Origin of the sequence: Aliikangiella coralliicola (assembly GCF_007004725.1) — a bacterium.
Taxonomy (GTDB): domain Bacteria; phylum Pseudomonadota; class Gammaproteobacteria; order Enterobacterales; family Kangiellaceae; genus Aliikangiella; species Aliikangiella coralliicola.
The window spans coordinates 182,292-198,907 of the sequence record NZ_ML660166.1; the positions used below are offsets into that span (position 1 = coordinate 182,292).

At 41.5% G+C, this 16,616-nt stretch carries 14 protein-coding genes and 4 tRNA genes; 8 read left to right on the plus strand and 10 right to left on the minus strand.

Annotated features, from left to right (window positions below):
* The first annotated feature begins 166 nt into the window (after positions 1-166).
* On the plus strand, positions 167-2,335 hold the full coding sequence (locus tag FLL46_RS16260) for a tetratricopeptide repeat protein (protein ID WP_142932392.1): 2,169 nt from the start codon (positions 167-169) through the stop codon (positions 2,333-2,335).
* Positions 2,336-2,515: 180 nt separating this feature from the next.
* Here the strand turns inward: FLL46_RS16260 and FLL46_RS16265 are convergent, their stop codons facing one another.
* Complete coding sequence (locus tag FLL46_RS16265; protein ID WP_142932393.1) at positions 2,516-2,962, minus strand: hypothetical protein; 447 nt, start codon at positions 2,960-2,962, stop codon at positions 2,516-2,518.
* A gap of 390 nt (positions 2,963-3,352) precedes the next feature.
* Here FLL46_RS16265 and FLL46_RS16270 point away from each other — a divergent pair, with 390 nt between their 5' ends.
* Positions 3,353-4,252: a hypothetical protein gene (locus tag FLL46_RS16270; protein ID WP_142932394.1), complete on the plus strand. Its 900-nt coding sequence runs from the start codon at positions 3,353-3,355 to the stop codon at positions 4,250-4,252.
* 48 nt (positions 4,253-4,300) lie between these two features.
* On the opposite strand, the gene FLL46_RS16275 is transcribed toward FLL46_RS16270, so the two are convergent.
* The gene (locus FLL46_RS16275; protein ID WP_142932395.1) at positions 4,301-4,894 is read right to left on the minus strand and encodes a hypothetical protein; all 594 of its coding nucleotides are present in this window, start codon (positions 4,892-4,894) and stop codon (positions 4,301-4,303) included.
* Between the two features lie 67 nt (positions 4,895-4,961).
* Entirely contained in the window at positions 4,962-6,563 is a 1,602-nt protein-coding gene (locus FLL46_RS16280; RefSeq protein WP_142932396.1) for a tetratricopeptide repeat protein, read from the minus strand.
* A 235-nt stretch (positions 6,564-6,798) separates the two neighbouring features.
* On the opposite strand from FLL46_RS16280, the gene FLL46_RS16285 reads away from it, so the two are divergent.
* The 5 genes from FLL46_RS16285 (at position 6,799) to FLL46_RS16305 (ending at position 10,437) form a co-directional block, all read left to right on the plus strand.
* Positions 6,799-7,380: a TetR/AcrR family transcriptional regulator gene (locus tag FLL46_RS16285; protein WP_142932397.1), complete on the plus strand. Its 582-nt coding sequence runs from the start codon at positions 6,799-6,801 to the stop codon at positions 7,378-7,380.
* A gap of 337 nt (positions 7,381-7,717) precedes the next feature.
* Positions 7,718-8,284, plus strand: coding sequence for a carboxymuconolactone decarboxylase family protein (locus FLL46_RS16290; RefSeq protein WP_142932398.1), 567 nt, complete (start codon positions 7,718-7,720; stop codon positions 8,282-8,284).
* 156 nt (positions 8,285-8,440) lie between these two features.
* Positions 8,441-9,175, plus strand: coding sequence for an SDR family oxidoreductase (locus FLL46_RS16295; protein ID WP_142932399.1), 735 nt, complete (start codon positions 8,441-8,443; stop codon positions 9,173-9,175).
* Between the two features lie 25 nt (positions 9,176-9,200).
* Positions 9,201-9,746: a thioredoxin family protein gene (locus tag FLL46_RS16300; RefSeq protein WP_142932400.1), complete on the plus strand. Its 546-nt coding sequence runs from the start codon at positions 9,201-9,203 to the stop codon at positions 9,744-9,746.
* Positions 9,747-9,750: 4 nt separating this feature from the next.
* Positions 9,751-10,437 carry a glutathione S-transferase family protein gene (locus FLL46_RS16305; protein WP_142932401.1) on the plus strand — a complete coding sequence of 229 codons (687 nt, stop codon included), beginning with the start codon at positions 9,751-9,753 and terminating at the stop codon, positions 10,435-10,437.
* Between the two features lie 185 nt (positions 10,438-10,622).
* Here FLL46_RS16305 and FLL46_RS16310 read toward each other — a convergent pair.
* The 7 genes from FLL46_RS16310 to uvrY form a co-directional block, all read right to left on the minus strand.
* Positions 10,623-10,698, minus strand: a tRNA-Gly gene (locus FLL46_RS16310).
* Between the two features lie 43 nt (positions 10,699-10,741).
* Positions 10,742-10,828 (minus strand) — tRNA-Leu (locus tag FLL46_RS16315).
* A 168-nt stretch (positions 10,829-10,996) separates the two neighbouring features.
* Positions 10,997-11,070 (minus strand) — tRNA-Cys (locus FLL46_RS16320).
* Positions 11,071-11,279: 209 nt separating this feature from the next.
* Positions 11,280-11,355, minus strand: a tRNA-Gly gene (locus FLL46_RS16325).
* A 103-nt stretch (positions 11,356-11,458) separates the two neighbouring features.
* Positions 11,459-12,064, minus strand: coding sequence for a CDP-diacylglycerol--glycerol-3-phosphate 3-phosphatidyltransferase (pgsA, locus tag FLL46_RS16330; protein WP_142932402.1), 606 nt, complete (start codon positions 12,062-12,064; stop codon positions 11,459-11,461).
* Positions 12,065-12,199: 135 nt separating this feature from the next.
* Entirely contained in the window at positions 12,200-14,017 is a 1,818-nt protein-coding gene (gene uvrC / locus FLL46_RS16335; protein WP_142932403.1) for an excinuclease ABC subunit UvrC, read from the minus strand.
* A gap of 178 nt (positions 14,018-14,195) precedes the next feature.
* Complete coding sequence (gene uvrY / locus FLL46_RS16340; protein ID WP_142932404.1) at positions 14,196-14,840, minus strand: UvrY/SirA/GacA family response regulator transcription factor; 645 nt, start codon at positions 14,838-14,840, stop codon at positions 14,196-14,198.
* Positions 14,841-15,501: 661 nt separating this feature from the next.
* Between uvrY and FLL46_RS16345 the strand changes: the two genes are divergently transcribed.
* On the plus strand, positions 15,502-16,245 hold the full coding sequence (locus tag FLL46_RS16345) for a YciK family oxidoreductase (protein WP_142932405.1): 744 nt from the start codon (positions 15,502-15,504) through the stop codon (positions 16,243-16,245).
* Positions 16,246-16,616 lie beyond the last annotated feature (371 nt).

The window sequence follows — 16,616 nt, forward strand, 5'->3', positions numbered from 1 at the left end:
TTAACTGTCATCAAGCATTGAATTATCTCAAAAAGTTGAACTTAAACCTGGAATAATTTAAATAACCAGCACATCACCTACGCTCCCCGCCCGCCATTGCAGTTGAAATACACCAGTGAAATGCGTAATGTAAGACGCCTTCACGTTAGGTCCAAATGAATTATTCATGACGTTTATTTCAAAAACCATACCTTATCTAGTTTTAATTATTGGTGCTTTTTTTGCGTTCCCGCCCGTGAGTGCAGCTCAAATAGATACTGCCGCCTGTCTTAAAAGCCAACAAGAACCGATTGAGCAAATCAAAATCTGCAACCTGCTTTTAGAAAATATTGCCAATAAAAAAGTGCCTTCCAACGCGACTCAATCAGAAGCATTCAACACGACAACGCCTAACTCCAGGGAAGTTAATTCGCAACTCGCAGATATTCATTTAAAATTAATGGACCTATACACAAGGCAGGGTAACTTCACTCAAGCGAGTGAAATAGAAAAATATATAGATGTCGCGTTTCTTGATTTTCTACACGCGGAACAAAAACTAAAATTCCTACGGCGAAAAGGCATTCTACTTTATCGACAAGGCTCGCTACCCAAAGCACTGCACGTATTTCAACAAGCTGTCAATTTAGCCCGCAACAACGGCAATGAAATATTGTTAGCTAAAGCGTTATCTGATCTGGGCACTGCTCACCTGGCAATGACTCAATACCCATTAGCTCTTCAAGCCTACCGCGACAGCCTCGAACTGAAAGAGAAATTTGCCTCTCCGAAAAGCATCGCTGTGACTTTAAACAATCTTGGTTCCGTTTTTCGCAAGTTAGATGCCTGGGATCAGGCCGAACATTATTACACTCGCGCAATCGCAATTTATCATCAAATAAGCGACAAAAACAGTGAAGCTCATACACGAGAGAACCTTGGGCTAATAAAGATCAATCAAAAGGAAATTGATAAAGCAATTCAACTATACCAGGAATCTTTAGCTCACTTTAAACAGGTGAATAATCAACACGCAAGTTTACGCTTGATGATTTTACTCGGTAACGCCGCATTAATAAAAAAAGACTTAGTAAGCGCCGAAAAATATCTCACTGAGGCTGAACTGATTGAACTTAAACTGGGTACTTCTGATCAGTCGACAGCGCTAAAATTAAACTTGGGGAAACTACTCAGTCAAAAAGGATCTTTTCAGCAAGCTGAAGCCATGCTGTTAACTGGGCTAACCTTCGCCCAAAATCAAAACGATAAGAGTAACGAGCTAAAAATATTGCAGGCGCTAGTCGATAGTTCGACACAATATGAGCAATGGGAAAAGGCATTAGGTTATCAGCGCAAGTTTACACTTTCCAAACTGTCATCCTTTCAAGAAAACTTTGATAGTTTACTGGCAAGAACTCGTGCCGAATTTGAATATGACCAACAACAAAAAGAAATTAAGTTACTCAACAAAGAAAACCAGATCAATCAGCTCGAACTGACCAACCAGAAAAGTCGCACGGCGCTTCTCTCCCTGTCACTAGCAATATTAATTATCGTAACCGGACTTTTTATTTTCTGGCAAAGACATAAGCGCCAAAAATTAAAGGACGAGTTAGAAAAAGAAATTGCCTGGCATCGCAATCAATTTGTGAAGCTTGGTGTGTCACACAACTCGCTAACAACCGCATTTGGACAACTAAAACAAGCTATTTTGATCATCAACAATAAACAAAAGGTCGTGTTTACAAATGATGCCGCTGCAGAATTATTCAAAGTTCCGCTGGAAAAATTTAACGAGATAACCCTGTCTAGTTTGATTACCGATGAAAACGAAGAGTTCTGGAAAGAGTGGAATAGTGAAACAGAACTTAACCATCGAATTTTCAGAGAGGTGAAATTTTCTCTCAACAACGCCCCTTATGAATTTGAAATGTGTGTCACCTCGGTTAATCGAGAAGAGCCTGTCACCATATTGATAATTTCAGATTCGGTAAGTGATTCAGAGATGATACCGATAACCGCGCTCATTCCTGCCGCCGGATTTCACCAACAGTTGGTCGACCTCATGCTATCCAGTGTCGAAGCCTGGGAAATTTCTACCCGCTCAACCCGAATTGAGTTAGCGGAGAAAAGCGGCATATGGCGAGTTTCAATCGACGATGGTCGTCTAAGGACCCGTTCGATGGACAGGTATATGTCGTTAAAATTATTACCCAAAAAGCCCCGCTGGCGCGAAGTTCTCCGCACCGCTCACTTTGTTCTCGCGGAATGTGAGTTAGAAAGTGGCACAAAACAGTCCCTCACCAAAAAACTTAACCTGGTTTCACAACATATTCGCGCCGAGGCACTTATTTAATATCCATTTAATGTCCGCTCAGAACAAAATTGCCAGAACAGCTCTATTAGAAAAGAGTTGTTAAAAAAGGTCTGTTAAAACAGTCCGTTAGAACAAATATTCTAGAACAGTTCTGGCAGAGTTTCGTCTTGAGTTCAGTATTCAAAGGCCCTGCTAAAGGAGCCTTAAACTGATTCATCATTACTCTTTACTAAACTCCTTACTAACCGCTTCTCGTCGCACAACGTCAGGCATTGCGCACATTCCGCAAGAAAACTCGACTCCCTGGCTAATTGAATACAACACATGGTGATTGAGCTCGCTATTTTTGATGCTCGCCGGTGCATAAAATATTGGCCTCACGGTTTCATGGTCTCCAATGGTGCGAACCTCCAATTCAGCCTCGCTGAAAGATCGACAGATATTCAGTGCCGTTCTCCTGCTAATACCATAGTCGTCGTCATCGAACTGACCACAGCTTCTCAGTTGGGAGCACACCGCATTATCTTCACCCTTAAAATTCTTTAGTAACGCAGCGTTCAGCTTAAAATAACCAAGAATAGTAATCTCTCCGCCACCACACCAGTCGCTTTCCATTGCCTCTTCATGGGCAATAGCGACACTCGGAAATATGATGAGCGTTATCATCAACGTCAACACCCGCTTGAATCTAACGAATATCTCAAAGCAGTTCGAATTTATGGTCTGCTTGTCAGCTCGATTTTTCTGACAGACCTTACTATTACGATCATTTTCATAGTGAATCATCTTTTGTCACCTTCTACCGTTACAATCTTATATTGCTTCATCATCATTAAAACTTGCACCGATTATCCCTCGATCTTCAAATCCAGAGCAGAATTAACAATGACGAAACTACCAGTAATAACAAAATCAAGCATAACTTGAGCCCCCGTCAAAGTTAATTGTTTTACCGGGTAAAAACCGGGTAAAATTTACCAACCCCAGTAAAGGCAGTGGCTCGCAGTGATTTAGCGCTGCGACTAAAAACACCTGTGCGACTAATAGAAAAGTAGATTGAAACCTCAACAACTCGATATCTCAAAATTTTGCCAGGCACATCATATTGCGCCGGAACCTTTTATCACAAACTATAAAAATACCTATGCGCCTTTACTAAATAGCATTGTTGAGCGCTATTTTTCACTTGGAAAAAAGCCGATGTTTATCGGGCTCAATGGTGCCCAGGGCTCGGGTAAATCAACGCTCGCCTCACTAATGTGCGAAATTTTAACCAAGCAATTCTCTTTGAATACGGTTCAACTATCTATCGATGATCTTTACAAAACACGACTCAATCGACAACAAATGGCAAAAAGCACTCATCCGCTATTTGCCACCCGCGGCGTTCCCGGTACTCACGATATTAATCTCGGATTGAGTCTTTTTAATTTATTGGCAGATCAATCTTGTCGAGAAGTTTTGCTCCCTCGATTTGACAAAGCCAGCGATGAACAACTACCAGAACAACAATGGGGAAAACTAACCGCCCTACCCGATATTGTTATTTTTGAAGGCTGGTGTGTTGGAACTATCGCCCAGAAGGAAAGCCAACTTGCCACTGCAATAAACTCACTGGAAGCAAAGCAAGACGGGCAAATGGTTTGGCGAAAAAGGGTTAATCAGGAACTTAAACAAAGCTACCGTCAACTCTTCAGTTACATCGACTTTTTAATTTTTCTAAAAGCCCCTGATTACTCCTGTGTATTCCAATGGCGTCAGGAGCAGGAACAAAAACTCATCAAGAAGTTAAAACAAACCAACAAAAACCTTTCACGAACTATGAACGATGAGCAATTAAAAAATTTTATGATGTACTTTGAGCGGTTAACTCGCCACAATTTAGAAACTATGCCGAGTTACGCAGACATTACCATCGAGTTAAACGAAGATCGCACGCCCAAATTAGCCTTGTAAACATCAACAGTTATCAAACTTGGTTTAATGCAACTTTTTGAAGCAAGGTTACTCCACTATTTTTTCAAAGTGAATTGATGTATTCGGTGGTAAACCGAGACTAAGACGTACCGCTTTGATGCGGTAGCCAGCGACTTCTTTAGTGTAAGCTTGATTCAATTTTTCTACCGCGTAAGAAAGTACCGCATTTCCGCCGGTTTCTTGTAATATTGACGTTTGTTCAGTTTCAGAAACTTCTTTTACGCGCCTGAGTCTCAAAGTTACGGAAGGGATCAGTTCAACACCAATATAAAGATCAGTGACCACATACCCCAACTTTTCCAATGTTTTTACATTAGCGTCAATACTATTAACAAAATCTGAAAACACTTGTTCGGTATAACCTTCAAAGGCCTTGTATTGCTCATTAGCATCGCCCGCAAGATTAGTGGTAATGTCACCAACTTTTTTAGAAGCATCCGCCGTTGCTGAACTGATTTGTTGCCAAAGTGAATCAGACTTATTTTCTTCTTGTTGTTTTTCCTGATTTTCTTGTTCTGGAGTTGCTTGTTCAGAGCTTCCTTGTTGAGGTACTTTTTCGGCGCCAGCAAGATTCGATGAACATAAAATACATAGTAAAATAATAGAAAAACGTGTTATCAAAAAAAGCTCCTTATTCCTTAATTTTCGTGTTAAATCTTCAAAACTATTTAATTAACCTGAGTGCAAGTTACTTATTCATTTGTTTTAGTTTTTGGTAAAAGCGCTTCGCTTTTTCATTCCCCAAGTCGGCTGATTTTTGTGCATCTTTCATGGCAGCATCAAAATCATGTTGGTGATAGTAAGTTCCTGCACGTTCCAGATATGCTCTACTGTCAAAAGGCTTCAGCGCAATATATTGCTCCCAGTACTCAATAATTTTATTAAATTCTCTTTTCTTAAACAATATATCGTCCATTAACAAATAATAACGGATTTCCTCTGGATTCAATTTAATCGCTTTTTTTAAGTCCCTGATCGCCATTTGTTTTTTATTTTGCGCCAATAAAAGTTTAGCCTTTCTAAAGTAAAGCCGACTATCATTGGGTTCCTGGTTAATCGCCTGAATTAGCGTACTCATTTCATCTTTTATTTCCTGCTCATTTTTCGTAACAGCACCACGGACTTGAATTTGGGAAACGAGCCAGTCATGGTATTTTTGTACCCTGTCATCATGTACCGCCAATTGACTAGCCTTTTCAATATCAAATACGGCTTTACCAAATCGGTTCAACTTATGGTAAGTTTTGGAGCGCCAATAGTAATACTCGCCTTCATCTGAGTTCAACTCAATCGCTCGGCTAAAATCAACCAAAGCTTGCTCAAAGTTCTTCATGCGGTAAAAGTTTTTGCCTCGCTTGTAATAGACTCGCTCGTTATCGCCAAACTGAAGTGCCTCATCGTAAAGTGATTCAGCCATCTGATGGTTACCTTTTGACATTTGAATATTGGCCGCTTCATAAATAGGTAAACCTTCAAGTAGGCTAATTTTTTTGTTTTTTATGGCAAAAGGTTTTGCCGACTCCCAAAATGCTTGCATTTTTGTATATGACCCGCCCCAGCGAGGTAACAGTGTGTCCATGTAGTGAGTTCTAACAATGTAAGTAGCAGGACTAATCTTTAATGCTTCACGCAATGCAGAATCGGCAGAGTGTTGACTTCCCTGAGCCTTGGCCATTCCAATCAAATAGCAGTAAGGAACGACTATTTTTGGGTTTAATTTGATCGCTTTTTTGATATCAGATTTAGCTTTGGAAAAGTAGTTATTCATCGAGCGGAATTGAGAACTTTTAGTATCTTTCGCCCATTTCGAACCTCGTGCTTTCCACCCTTGATAATAATAAAATGCCGCACGAGCGAGATAAGGTTGATAACGATTAGGTGTGGCTACTAGCCAACGGGAAAATATGTCCTGACTGGTTTGACTATTCAACTCAAAAGCAGAGTAAGCGGAAAAGAGTTTATTTTCTGTCGTAATATCAACTTCGGCCTGGTTCTGGTAAGCCTCTAAAACCTCATTAATTTGATTGAAATCTTTTCGTTGAAATAATCGCTTGATTTTTAAAACACTAAAGTTAGCTTTTTGAAGCGACGGCTTTTTCTGATTGTTATGAATTTGAGAGCGGCGTTCAGAATTGACAGTTAAGTTGCTTTTTACTGCTGCAGCGTTTTCAGGTGCCTTGTCACTATAGTGAACTTTTCCATTTTCATCGACCCATCGATACACTTCGGCCAATGCAATTTCCGATAAAATCCCCCAAAAAACGCACCCGGCTATAATCAGCTTCCTCATCACAGAATTCCTTGTTTACTTTTCGACTTTCCATTTGAGGTTAAAACTATCACACTAATTCATTTGGCCCAAATTAAAATCTATTTTTGGTTTAACCATTGCTGACAGCCCACTCTATCAGATAACTTCAAATGCAACCCCACACAAAGGGTTAAACCTTTAAGGTGAGCATAGCGTTGACTTATTGACCGATTGGTATAAACTAATAGCATATACCATTTTTGGAGTATTTAACGTGCCATGGGAAAAAAACTTTAATATTGATGATGCCGTCGATCGCGCCACCGAAGTATTTTGGGCGAAGGGATACGAAGCAACTTCACTTGCTGATTTGCTTCAAGCCATCGGCATTAATAAAGGGAGTTTTTATAATGCTTTTGGGAGTAAAAAGAAACTTTTCACTCAAAGTTTGCTCAAATATGAGCGTGAACAAAGGCGCGATATTCTCGCCGAATTAGAATCTCTAGAAGATCCAGTACTGGCAATAAATAAGCTCTTCGATGCACTTATCGAACAAAGTTTGACAGACAAAGATAAAAAGGGATGTTTTTTGGTTAATACTGCTCTGGATTTGCCTAACCATGACATAGATACCCAAAAAACGGTTAAAAAAGGATTGAAAGGCTCAGAATCTTTTTTTGAGAGACAGATAAAATCAGGGATCCAAACAGGTGCGATTCCCAAGACAATTGACCCCGGTATTTGCGCTAAAGGCCTCTTAGCACTGCTTGTCGGTCTTCGCGTACTAGCGCGGGGAGTATTCGACAAAACCAGTTTAATGGCAATTAAAAAGCAAGCGATTGATCTAATTCATTAAGACCCTCCTTTTCGTATTAACTTAATTTAAGTCGAGACAAAATAACTGTTTATCATCTCTAATATCTATACCGACGGAGAAGCCAAACGGTTTCTCCGCATTTTTACGCAAACTTCTGCAAACTTTTTTGATTCTAGCTTTTTGATTTAATTGAATAAAAAAATAATCGCTCATTTTAAGTTAAAAAAGAATTGACCAATCGGTACAAACAATCTAATATTATTTAAACCAAACGGTACAAACAAGCCATTACAGCGGAAAACCGTTATTTTTAGGCCTTCATTTGTACCAATCGGTTTAAACATTTTATTAACACTGTATTATTGGAGAACAACTAATGACAACTTTCACAACCCATACCATTGAATCCGCACCTGAAGCCTCAAAGCAAAACTTACGAAATGCTAAAAGTGCTTATAGTTTTGTTCCTAACCTTCTCGGTACCATGGCTGAAGCGCCTTCTTTACTAGACGGTTATCTGGCACTTGCAGGCATTTTTGACAAAACCAGTTTTTCCGAAACAGAGCGCCAGATAATTCTAATGACAAACAACCGCTTAAACGGTTGTGTCTATTGCATGGCAGCGCACACTTCGATTTCCCAAATGGCCGGAGTTAAAAAAGATGTTATTAAAGCTTTGCGTAACAACACGCCAATTGCCGATGCAAAACTCGAAGCACTACGCCAATTTGCGGAGGTTATTAATAAGAGTCGAGGTTGGCCTACAGAAACTCAGGTCAGCGCATTTATCGATGCTGGATATACCCAACAAAACGTTCTTGAAGTGATTCTTGGCACGAGTCTCAAAGTGATATCTAACTACACAAATCATATTGCAGAAACGACGGTAGACGATGCATTTGCACCTAATGCCTGGACTCCAAAGAGTAGAGACGTCGCCTAATTCTTAGTTCGTCTACATGGCCACAACGAATCTTCTTGTTTCAGTGAAAAGATACGTGGCCAAGTTGATCAACTAAAGAAAAGGAAAGCTCATTTTGTTTTTTACTAACTTAGCCATGAATGCAATCTGCGCTAACTAAAAATTGAGGAATTTAACATGACTATTGAAATAAATAAGATTATCGCATTCACAACCGGCGCAAACAGAGGCGTCGGGAAAGCGATTACAGAAGGCTTGCTAGAAGCCGGTGCAAAGAAAGTTTACACCGCCGTTCGAAATCTGGAATCTGTTGCGGCACTACAGGAAAAATACGGTGATCGTATTGTACCTGTCGAATTTGAACTTTCACGTAAAGACACCATTGATAACGCAATTAAAATTGCAACCGATGTCAACATGGTGGTTTCAAATGCGGGAGTTGTGCAATTGTCTTCACCACTAGATGACAATGCCATTGAGGGGCTGAAATACCAAATGGAAGGGAATGTTTATCCTCTGATCCGCCTTGCACAAGCATTCGGTCCTATTCTAAAAAACAACGGAGGCGGTGCTTTTGTGCAAATGAATTCACTAGCGTCGATCAAAAACTTTTTGCCATTCACTGGCTACTCTGCATCCAAAGCCGCAGCTTATTCTGTGACTCAAGGGCTACGCGAAGCCTGGGCGGCCCAAGGAACGCAAGTCATTAGTGTTATCGCAGGTCCACTCAAAACGGATATGGCAGATTCTGCAGGCATGGGTGAAGGTGCTCCGCCACCGAGCCTGGTCGCAGACGGTATTCTTGCTGCGCTCAAATCTAACGACTTTTTTGTCTATCCCGATCCAATGGCGCAAGAAGTCGCGAAAGTTTACAGTCCTTACGCGAAGAATGTGCTGGAAATCGCCCACTAATTTATTGCTAGAGAGGATTAATACGATGTTACTTGACACACCTGTTTGTGATTTTGGCTGGAAGGCGCCTGATTTCACTTTGAAAGATTCGGACGGAAAACGCTACACCATGTCCGAACAGCTCGGAGACAAAGGTCTTTTGATCGCGTTTATTTGTAATCACTGCCCCTACGTACAAGCCATTGCTGAGCGTTTTTCCAACGATATGAAAGAACTTCAGGCGGAAGGTATCAATGTGCTAGCAGTTATGTCAAACGACTATCGCTACCTGGAAATCGACAGCCCACCTTTTATGAAAAAGTTTGCGCACCAACATGGATTTACCTTTCCATATTTAGTGGATGAAGATCAATCTGTTGGTCGCGCATATAAGGCGGTCTGCACACCTGACTTTTTTGGTTTTAATAAAGATGGAGCACTGCAATATCGAGGCCGTATTGACGATGCGGCTATGGGTAATCCGACCAATAGAACCAAAGAACTGGTTAATGCGATGAAACAAATCGCTGCAACTGGACAGGGTCCGAAACAACAAATCGCGAGCATGGGATGCTCAATTAAGTGGAGATAAGCACATGGCTAATATTGATTTATATACCTGGGCAACGCCCAACGGCTGGAAAGTTTCTGCGACGCTAGAAGAGCTCGCATTGCCCTACAACTTGAAGCCGATTGATATTAACACTGGTATTCAAAAAGACCCAAGTTATACCGCTATTAATCCCAACGGCCGTATCCCGGCCATTGTGGATCATGGCGCAGATAGCTTTGCCATATTTGAATCAGGTGCAATCATGATTTACCTCGCAGAAAAGACAGGACAACTTTTACCAACAGATGTTAAAGGACGTTCACGGGTGATTCAGTGGCTGATGTTTCAAATGGGTGGACTCGGGCCGATGCAGGGGCAAGCGAATGTGTTTTATCGATACTTTCCAGAAAAAATACCTGCTGCTATTGAGCGCTACCAAAATGAAACGCGCCGACTTTACCAAGTTTTGAATACTCAACTCAGTGATAACGAGTTTTTAGCGGGAAACTTTTCGATAGCCGACATTGCTAATTGGAGTTGGACACGCATTCATAATTGGGCGGGTGTCGACATTAGCGAGTTGCCGCATCTACAAAGGTGGCTCAACCAATTGGAAACTCGACCAGCTTTAAAACGTGGTGCAGCTGTACCAGATCCAACGAATTACAATAAGCCAACCGAAAATGACAAGGAAAAAGCATCAGCAATCCAAAACATCGTTTCACGGTAATATTGCTGGTGGTCGTATGGTAAATCCCAAACGACAACTTAGTTTTTTTACGTAAAGTGAAATTGGAGCGGGAAACGAGATTAGACTGGGCCGGCACACCGGCTCGCTACTCCGAATTAATAAAAATACCGGGGTCAGTCGCTAAATCCAAAACGACAATTTAGAATTTTTACTTAAAGTGAAATTGGAGCGGGAAACGAGATTCGAACTCGCGACCCCGACCTTGGCAAGGTCGTGCTCTACCAGCTGAGCTATTCCCGCTAGATATAAAGAGAAGCAAAATCTCTTTAAATTTGGATAATCATGGTGCCCGGGGCCGGAGTCGAACCGGCACGAGATTTCTCTCGAGGGATTTTAAGTCCCTTGCGTCTACCAATTTCGCCACCCGGGCATTGGGGGGCATTACTTAATAACATCTAAAACAAAAATTCATCATTTTCGCAAGTCCCTTGCGGTCACTCTCGGACTCCTGTCCTTCGTGACACTTGTGCGTCCTGCACATCGTCTACCAATTTCGCCACCCGGGCAGACGTCTTATCATTTTCCTATGAAAGGAAAGTGGAGGCTGAGGTCGGAATCGAACCGGCGTACACGGAGTTGCAGTCCGCTGCATAACCACTCTGCCACTCAGCCATAACTTGAAACCGCAAAGTATCAATAATTCCAACACTTAGCGTAAAAAAACCTCAAAGCAGGTTAATGCAGTTGAGGTTTAAAATTTGGAGCGGGAAACGTGATTCGGCTGGGCCGGCACACCGGATCGCTACCCCAAATTAATAAAAATTCCGGAGTCGCACGCTAAATCCAAAACGACAATTTAGAATTTTTACTTAAAACAAAATTGGAGCGGGAAACGAGATTCGAACTCGCGACCCCGACCTTGGCAAGGTCGTGCTCTACCAGCTGAGCTATTCCCGCCTCAAGTGGACAGGCATTTTACAGCAAGATTAGGTTCTGTCAAGCAAGATTATTGTATGAACCCAAACTTTTTTATTCTGCCCGCAAGCTGCTGATTTAATAATCAATTTTCACTGGATTCTGGCTGTTTTTCAAACTTTGCCGAAACCAACAATGGCCATGTTACTTTCATATAGATATACATTGACCACAATGTTAAGCCAACTGCGACATACAAGAAAATATAGCCCCAAATATACAACCAGCTATGCTCTAAAATTGATGTCACTTCGGGCTCACCACCCGCTAATAACAAAAAGAAAATCGCAGACAGCTGCATTAATGTTTTTACTTTGGCGATAAATACGACTTTGATTGCAGACCTTTCACCGTATTCAGCCATCCACTCTCTCAGTGCTGAAACGGTGATTTCACGGCTGATAATAACCAACGCAGGCGCCGCAATCCAGATAGTTGCATGCTGCTCTACCAACAATACCAAAGACGCAGCAACCATTAGCTTATCAGCCACCGGATCAAGAAACTCGCCCAGTGGCGACTGCATATCAAACTTTCGCGCAACCCACCCATCAAACCAGTCAGTCCAGCCAACGACTGCAAAAATTAAAGCCGCAGTGGTCTGCCCCCAGGTAACTGGCAAGTAGAAAAAAAAGACCAGCAAGGGAATGCAGATGATTCTAAAAGATGTAAGGAGGTTCGCTATATTCATGCTAACGCTTAAACGACTGTTTGATGTTTGCCATTTTAACACCGGCGACACAGAAGTCATCTTTATTTCGAGATTCTTGTGACAAGCTTCGAGCTTGGCGCTTGAAGAACCGTTTTATTATATCGAACGTGCAAACTAATGTAGATGATCGTAAATAGACTGCGCCAGACTCTGACTGATCCCATCAACCTGTTTAAGATCACTCACGCCTGCTCGCTTTACTTCTTGCAATCCACCAAAGTGCTGAATAATCGCGCGCCGCCGCTTAGCCCCAACTCCTGGGATCCCTTCAAGTATCGAGGTTTTTCGTTGCTTATCACGCTTACCTCGATGGCCGGTTATGGCGAATCTGTGCGCTTCATCTCGAATGGCCTGAATTAGATGTAACCCAGGAGAGTCATCATTTAATCGTCTGGCAATGGCTTCGGAAGGAAAAAATATTTGCTCCATACCAACTTTGCGTTCACTCCCCTTCGCCACGCTAATTAAAGTGACCTCGTCAAGATTAAGCTCTTCAATGACTTTTTGTGCCTGATTCAACTGCCCCTTACCACCGTCAATTATCAGTAAATCAGGTAACTTGGCTTCTTCTCTGACCAAACGCTGAAATCGCCGTCTAACAGCTTGTTCAATCGCGGCATAATCATCTCCCGCTGCAACATCCTTGATATTAAACCGTCGATAATCAGATTTTTTGGCCTGGCCTTGCTCAAAAACAACACATGAAGCAACTGTTTGCTCCCCTTGAAAGTGGCTAATATCAAAACATTCCATTCGCATAGGTAGTTTATCTAACGCAAGTTCATCCATTAAACACTGCATGCGTTTTTGTGTGTGATTTTTTGTTGCTAACTTCGCGCTAATCATCTCATTCAGATTGCGATTGGCCATATCAAGCCAGGCTGCTCGACTGGTTTTAACTTTATGAGCAAGGCGAACTTTGCTACCGCGATTCTCGCCGATTAATCCCGCCAACTCTTCAGCCTCGGCCAACGGGTGATTAGTGATAATTTCTGCTGGTAATTCATTTTGGCTGGCTGTGTAAAAATGGCCGATAAACGATTCAATCACCTCTTCGACGCTGGTATCTCCCGGCACTTTTGGGAAAAAATTACGACTTCCCTGCACTAGCCCATTGCGAATATGCAAGACAAAAATTCCGACTGTTTTTTCAATCATCCCAGTCGCTATTATGTCGATATCAGTATCGCTTCCCTGAGCCGACTGCTTTTCAAGAACACGTCTTAACTGAATGATTTGATCCCGAATTTGTGCCGCAGTTTCAAACTCCAGTTTTTCAGAAGCCAGTTGCATTCTCTCTGTCAGTACTTTTAAAACGTCATGATTTTTACCTTTATAGAATAATCTGACGAGTTCAACATCTTTTAAGTAGTCCCGTTGACTGATTTTATCAACACAAGAACCACTGCATCTTTTAATTTGGTATTGCAAACAAGGCCTGGACCGGTACTTAAAAACGCTGTTTTCGCACTGCCGAATTAAAAACAGTTTTTGCATCAGAGAAATACTATATCTTGCGGCAGTGGCACCGGTGAATGGCCCAAAGTAGTCGCCTTTTTTAGTCTGCCGGCCACGATGGATACTCAGTCGAGGGTAGTCCTCATCTGAGAGCAAAATATAGGGATAACTTTTGTCATCGCGAAAAACGACGTTGTACCGCGGGCGATATTTCTTGATGAACTGGTTTTCAAGAATAAGCGCTTCATTCTCACTTTCAGTGACTACGATTTGAACGTCATGAATTTGCGAAACCATTACCCTGGTTTTCGGCGTGTGATCCTGTTTTTGAAAGTAGCTTGAAACGCGCTTCTTCAGGTTTTTTGCTTTTCCAACATAAATAATCTCACCCGCCTGGTTTATCATTTGATAAATTCCAGGTAGTTGGGTGAGATTTTTCAGGAATAATTTATAATCGAAACTTTCTGCAGAAATAGTAGGCTTGCCTTTTAATTAACCATCTTCATAAACTTCGGTAATAATCACTTCAAACAACCGTTTTTAATCAACGGCAACGTACTCCCTCGCAACCAACTCCTTTTACAACTATTACAATTAAAACCAGTACAATTACAACCAGTACAATTAAAACCACGAATAAAATCGAGTTCAGTTAAAGCTTTTCAGATTCAATAATACCGTGGCGAATTGCTAAATGAGTGAGTTCAACATCATTCTCTATTTTTAGCTTTTCAAACAATCGATACCGATAGCTATTGACTGTTTTCGGACTCAGAAAAAGCTGCTCCGATATATCTTGCACTTTCTGGCCCCGAGTTATCATCAACATGACTTGCATTTCCCGATCAGATAAATCATCAAATGGGCTGCCTTCATCAGGATTAACAGCATTCAATGCCATCTGTTGGGCAATATCCGGCGCGAGATAGCGTTTTCCACTGGCAACTTGCCTGATCGCAATCACCATTTCTTCAATATCGGCTCCCTTGGTAATATAGCCAGCAGCGCCGGCCTGCATAAAGCGAGTTGGGTAAGGCTCGTCACCATGTACAGTAACCGCTATCACTTTAATATCAGGATCAAACCTGAGCAGTCGTCGAGTTGCCTCCAGACCGCCAATTCCGGGCATATTCGCGTCCATTAAAACCACATCAGGCCGCAATTCTCTAGACTTGGTAATGCCTTCTTCACCGCTTGAAGCTTCACCTATCACATTTATTTTTTCGTGATCGGCTAACAAGCGGCTAATTCCGCTTCTGATCAACTCATGATCATCCACAATAAGTACTTTAATCAATGTTCCCCTCCATGTCGCGGCTAGTTTTCGCCGCTTTAATTTTAAAAGCTTACCACTTTATCGGCACCGCGCAAATATTAAGGTAATATTCGGCAAGTCCTGTTGATTATATACCCAAACTACTTGCTGAATCCTGCATCTGCAATTAGTTTGGGCGTATCTTACGCTTTACACGATTGCTCTATTGAGATCTTAGTCAATCAGATAAACACTGCAAGTAGTCTCTAAATTTTATTCTGGCATAATAGTGGTAATTAGATAACGATATTTCTAATCAACGCTGGTAAAATTATCCCAAACTTAGTTAACGAATGTGTCTTTGAACTCAATCTGTTTAATTATTAATCAGCCTTTAATCTTTGCTCGTTGAGTTTTTAAGACTTAAATTAACCCCAGCTCGGGATAAGAAAAGCTAGAAAATGTTAACAATCAATCCGTTACAAAAAACAGATTACTTTTTAACTTAGCAATTAATGTCTCATGTTGGCCAGTGCAATCATTTTTGTGGCTATCAAGGCGAACTTGCGTGGTAATAGCCCGCTATTGGTAGCAAGTTTAACGCGGAGAGACGCAAAAATGATTGTGCTGGATAGCTTTTATTATCCCGAGCTGGGGTTAAAATAGGTTCGTTAGAATTCAAAGATTCAAAATAGGATTGTTGATGCAAGATTACCAACCTGCAAATAATTTGTTAAAAGATCGTGTGATTTTAGTAACCGGCGCGAGTGACGGAATTGGCAAAGCCGTTGCGCGAGAGTACGCCAAAGTCGGTGCAACCGTTGTTTTACACGGGCGAGATATTCCAAAACTTGAGGCCGTTTATGATGAAATTATCGCCGATGGCTCACCTAAACCAGCTATTTTACCGCTCAATTTGCTTACCGCTTCTGCGGAACAATTTAAAAGCCTGGCGGAAACGATCCAGTCTGAGCTGGGTAGATTAGACGGTATCTTGCACAATGCAGGAATGATTAGCGAACTGGCTCCGATAGAATTTACCTCAGCGGAAACCTGGAATCAGATTATCCAGGTGAATCTTAATGCCGTTTATCTGTTAACAAACGCCTGTATGCCATTACTGAGGCAATCACCGAGCGCATCTATCATTATGACGTCATCTGGCGTAGGAAAGACAGGAAGAGCCTTTTGGGGCCCGTATGCTGTCTCAAAATTTGCTATTGAAGGGCTTACCCAGGTAATGGCCGACGAGTTAGATGGTTCTAATATTCGGGTTAATGCAATCAACCCAGGCGCAACTCGGACAAAAATGAGAGCCAAAGCCTACCCCGCAGAAGACAAATACCAATTGAAAACGCCGGAACAAATCACGCCGACTTATTTATATTTGATGGGAGATGATAGCGGTACAATAAATGGACAGTCTATTGACGCTCAGCCAAAATAAACCAGCGATTCATCCCTAAAAGCCCTTAAAACCTGCGTAGATAACGAATTTCTGCGCAGGCGCTTCGTTTACATCTTCTGACATAGATTGCTGATAATCGCCTATCAAATAGCTCGCTATTGTCAAAAGCGGCAAGAAATTGCCACATTTTTGACGGATTTTTATTCTGTATCGCTTAATTCAACTTAACTCTTTGATTTTCAATAAAAATAGAGCGTCAACTTTTTAGCATAGTTTTGACTCTACTTTAATGAAAAGACTTATCCATCTGATTTATATAGATTTTTATTTTTTGGCACACTCATTGCTTAAGTGATTATTAAATTTTATGAGTAATTGAGCAACTCCCAGAGGTAAGAGCGTTAAAGGTT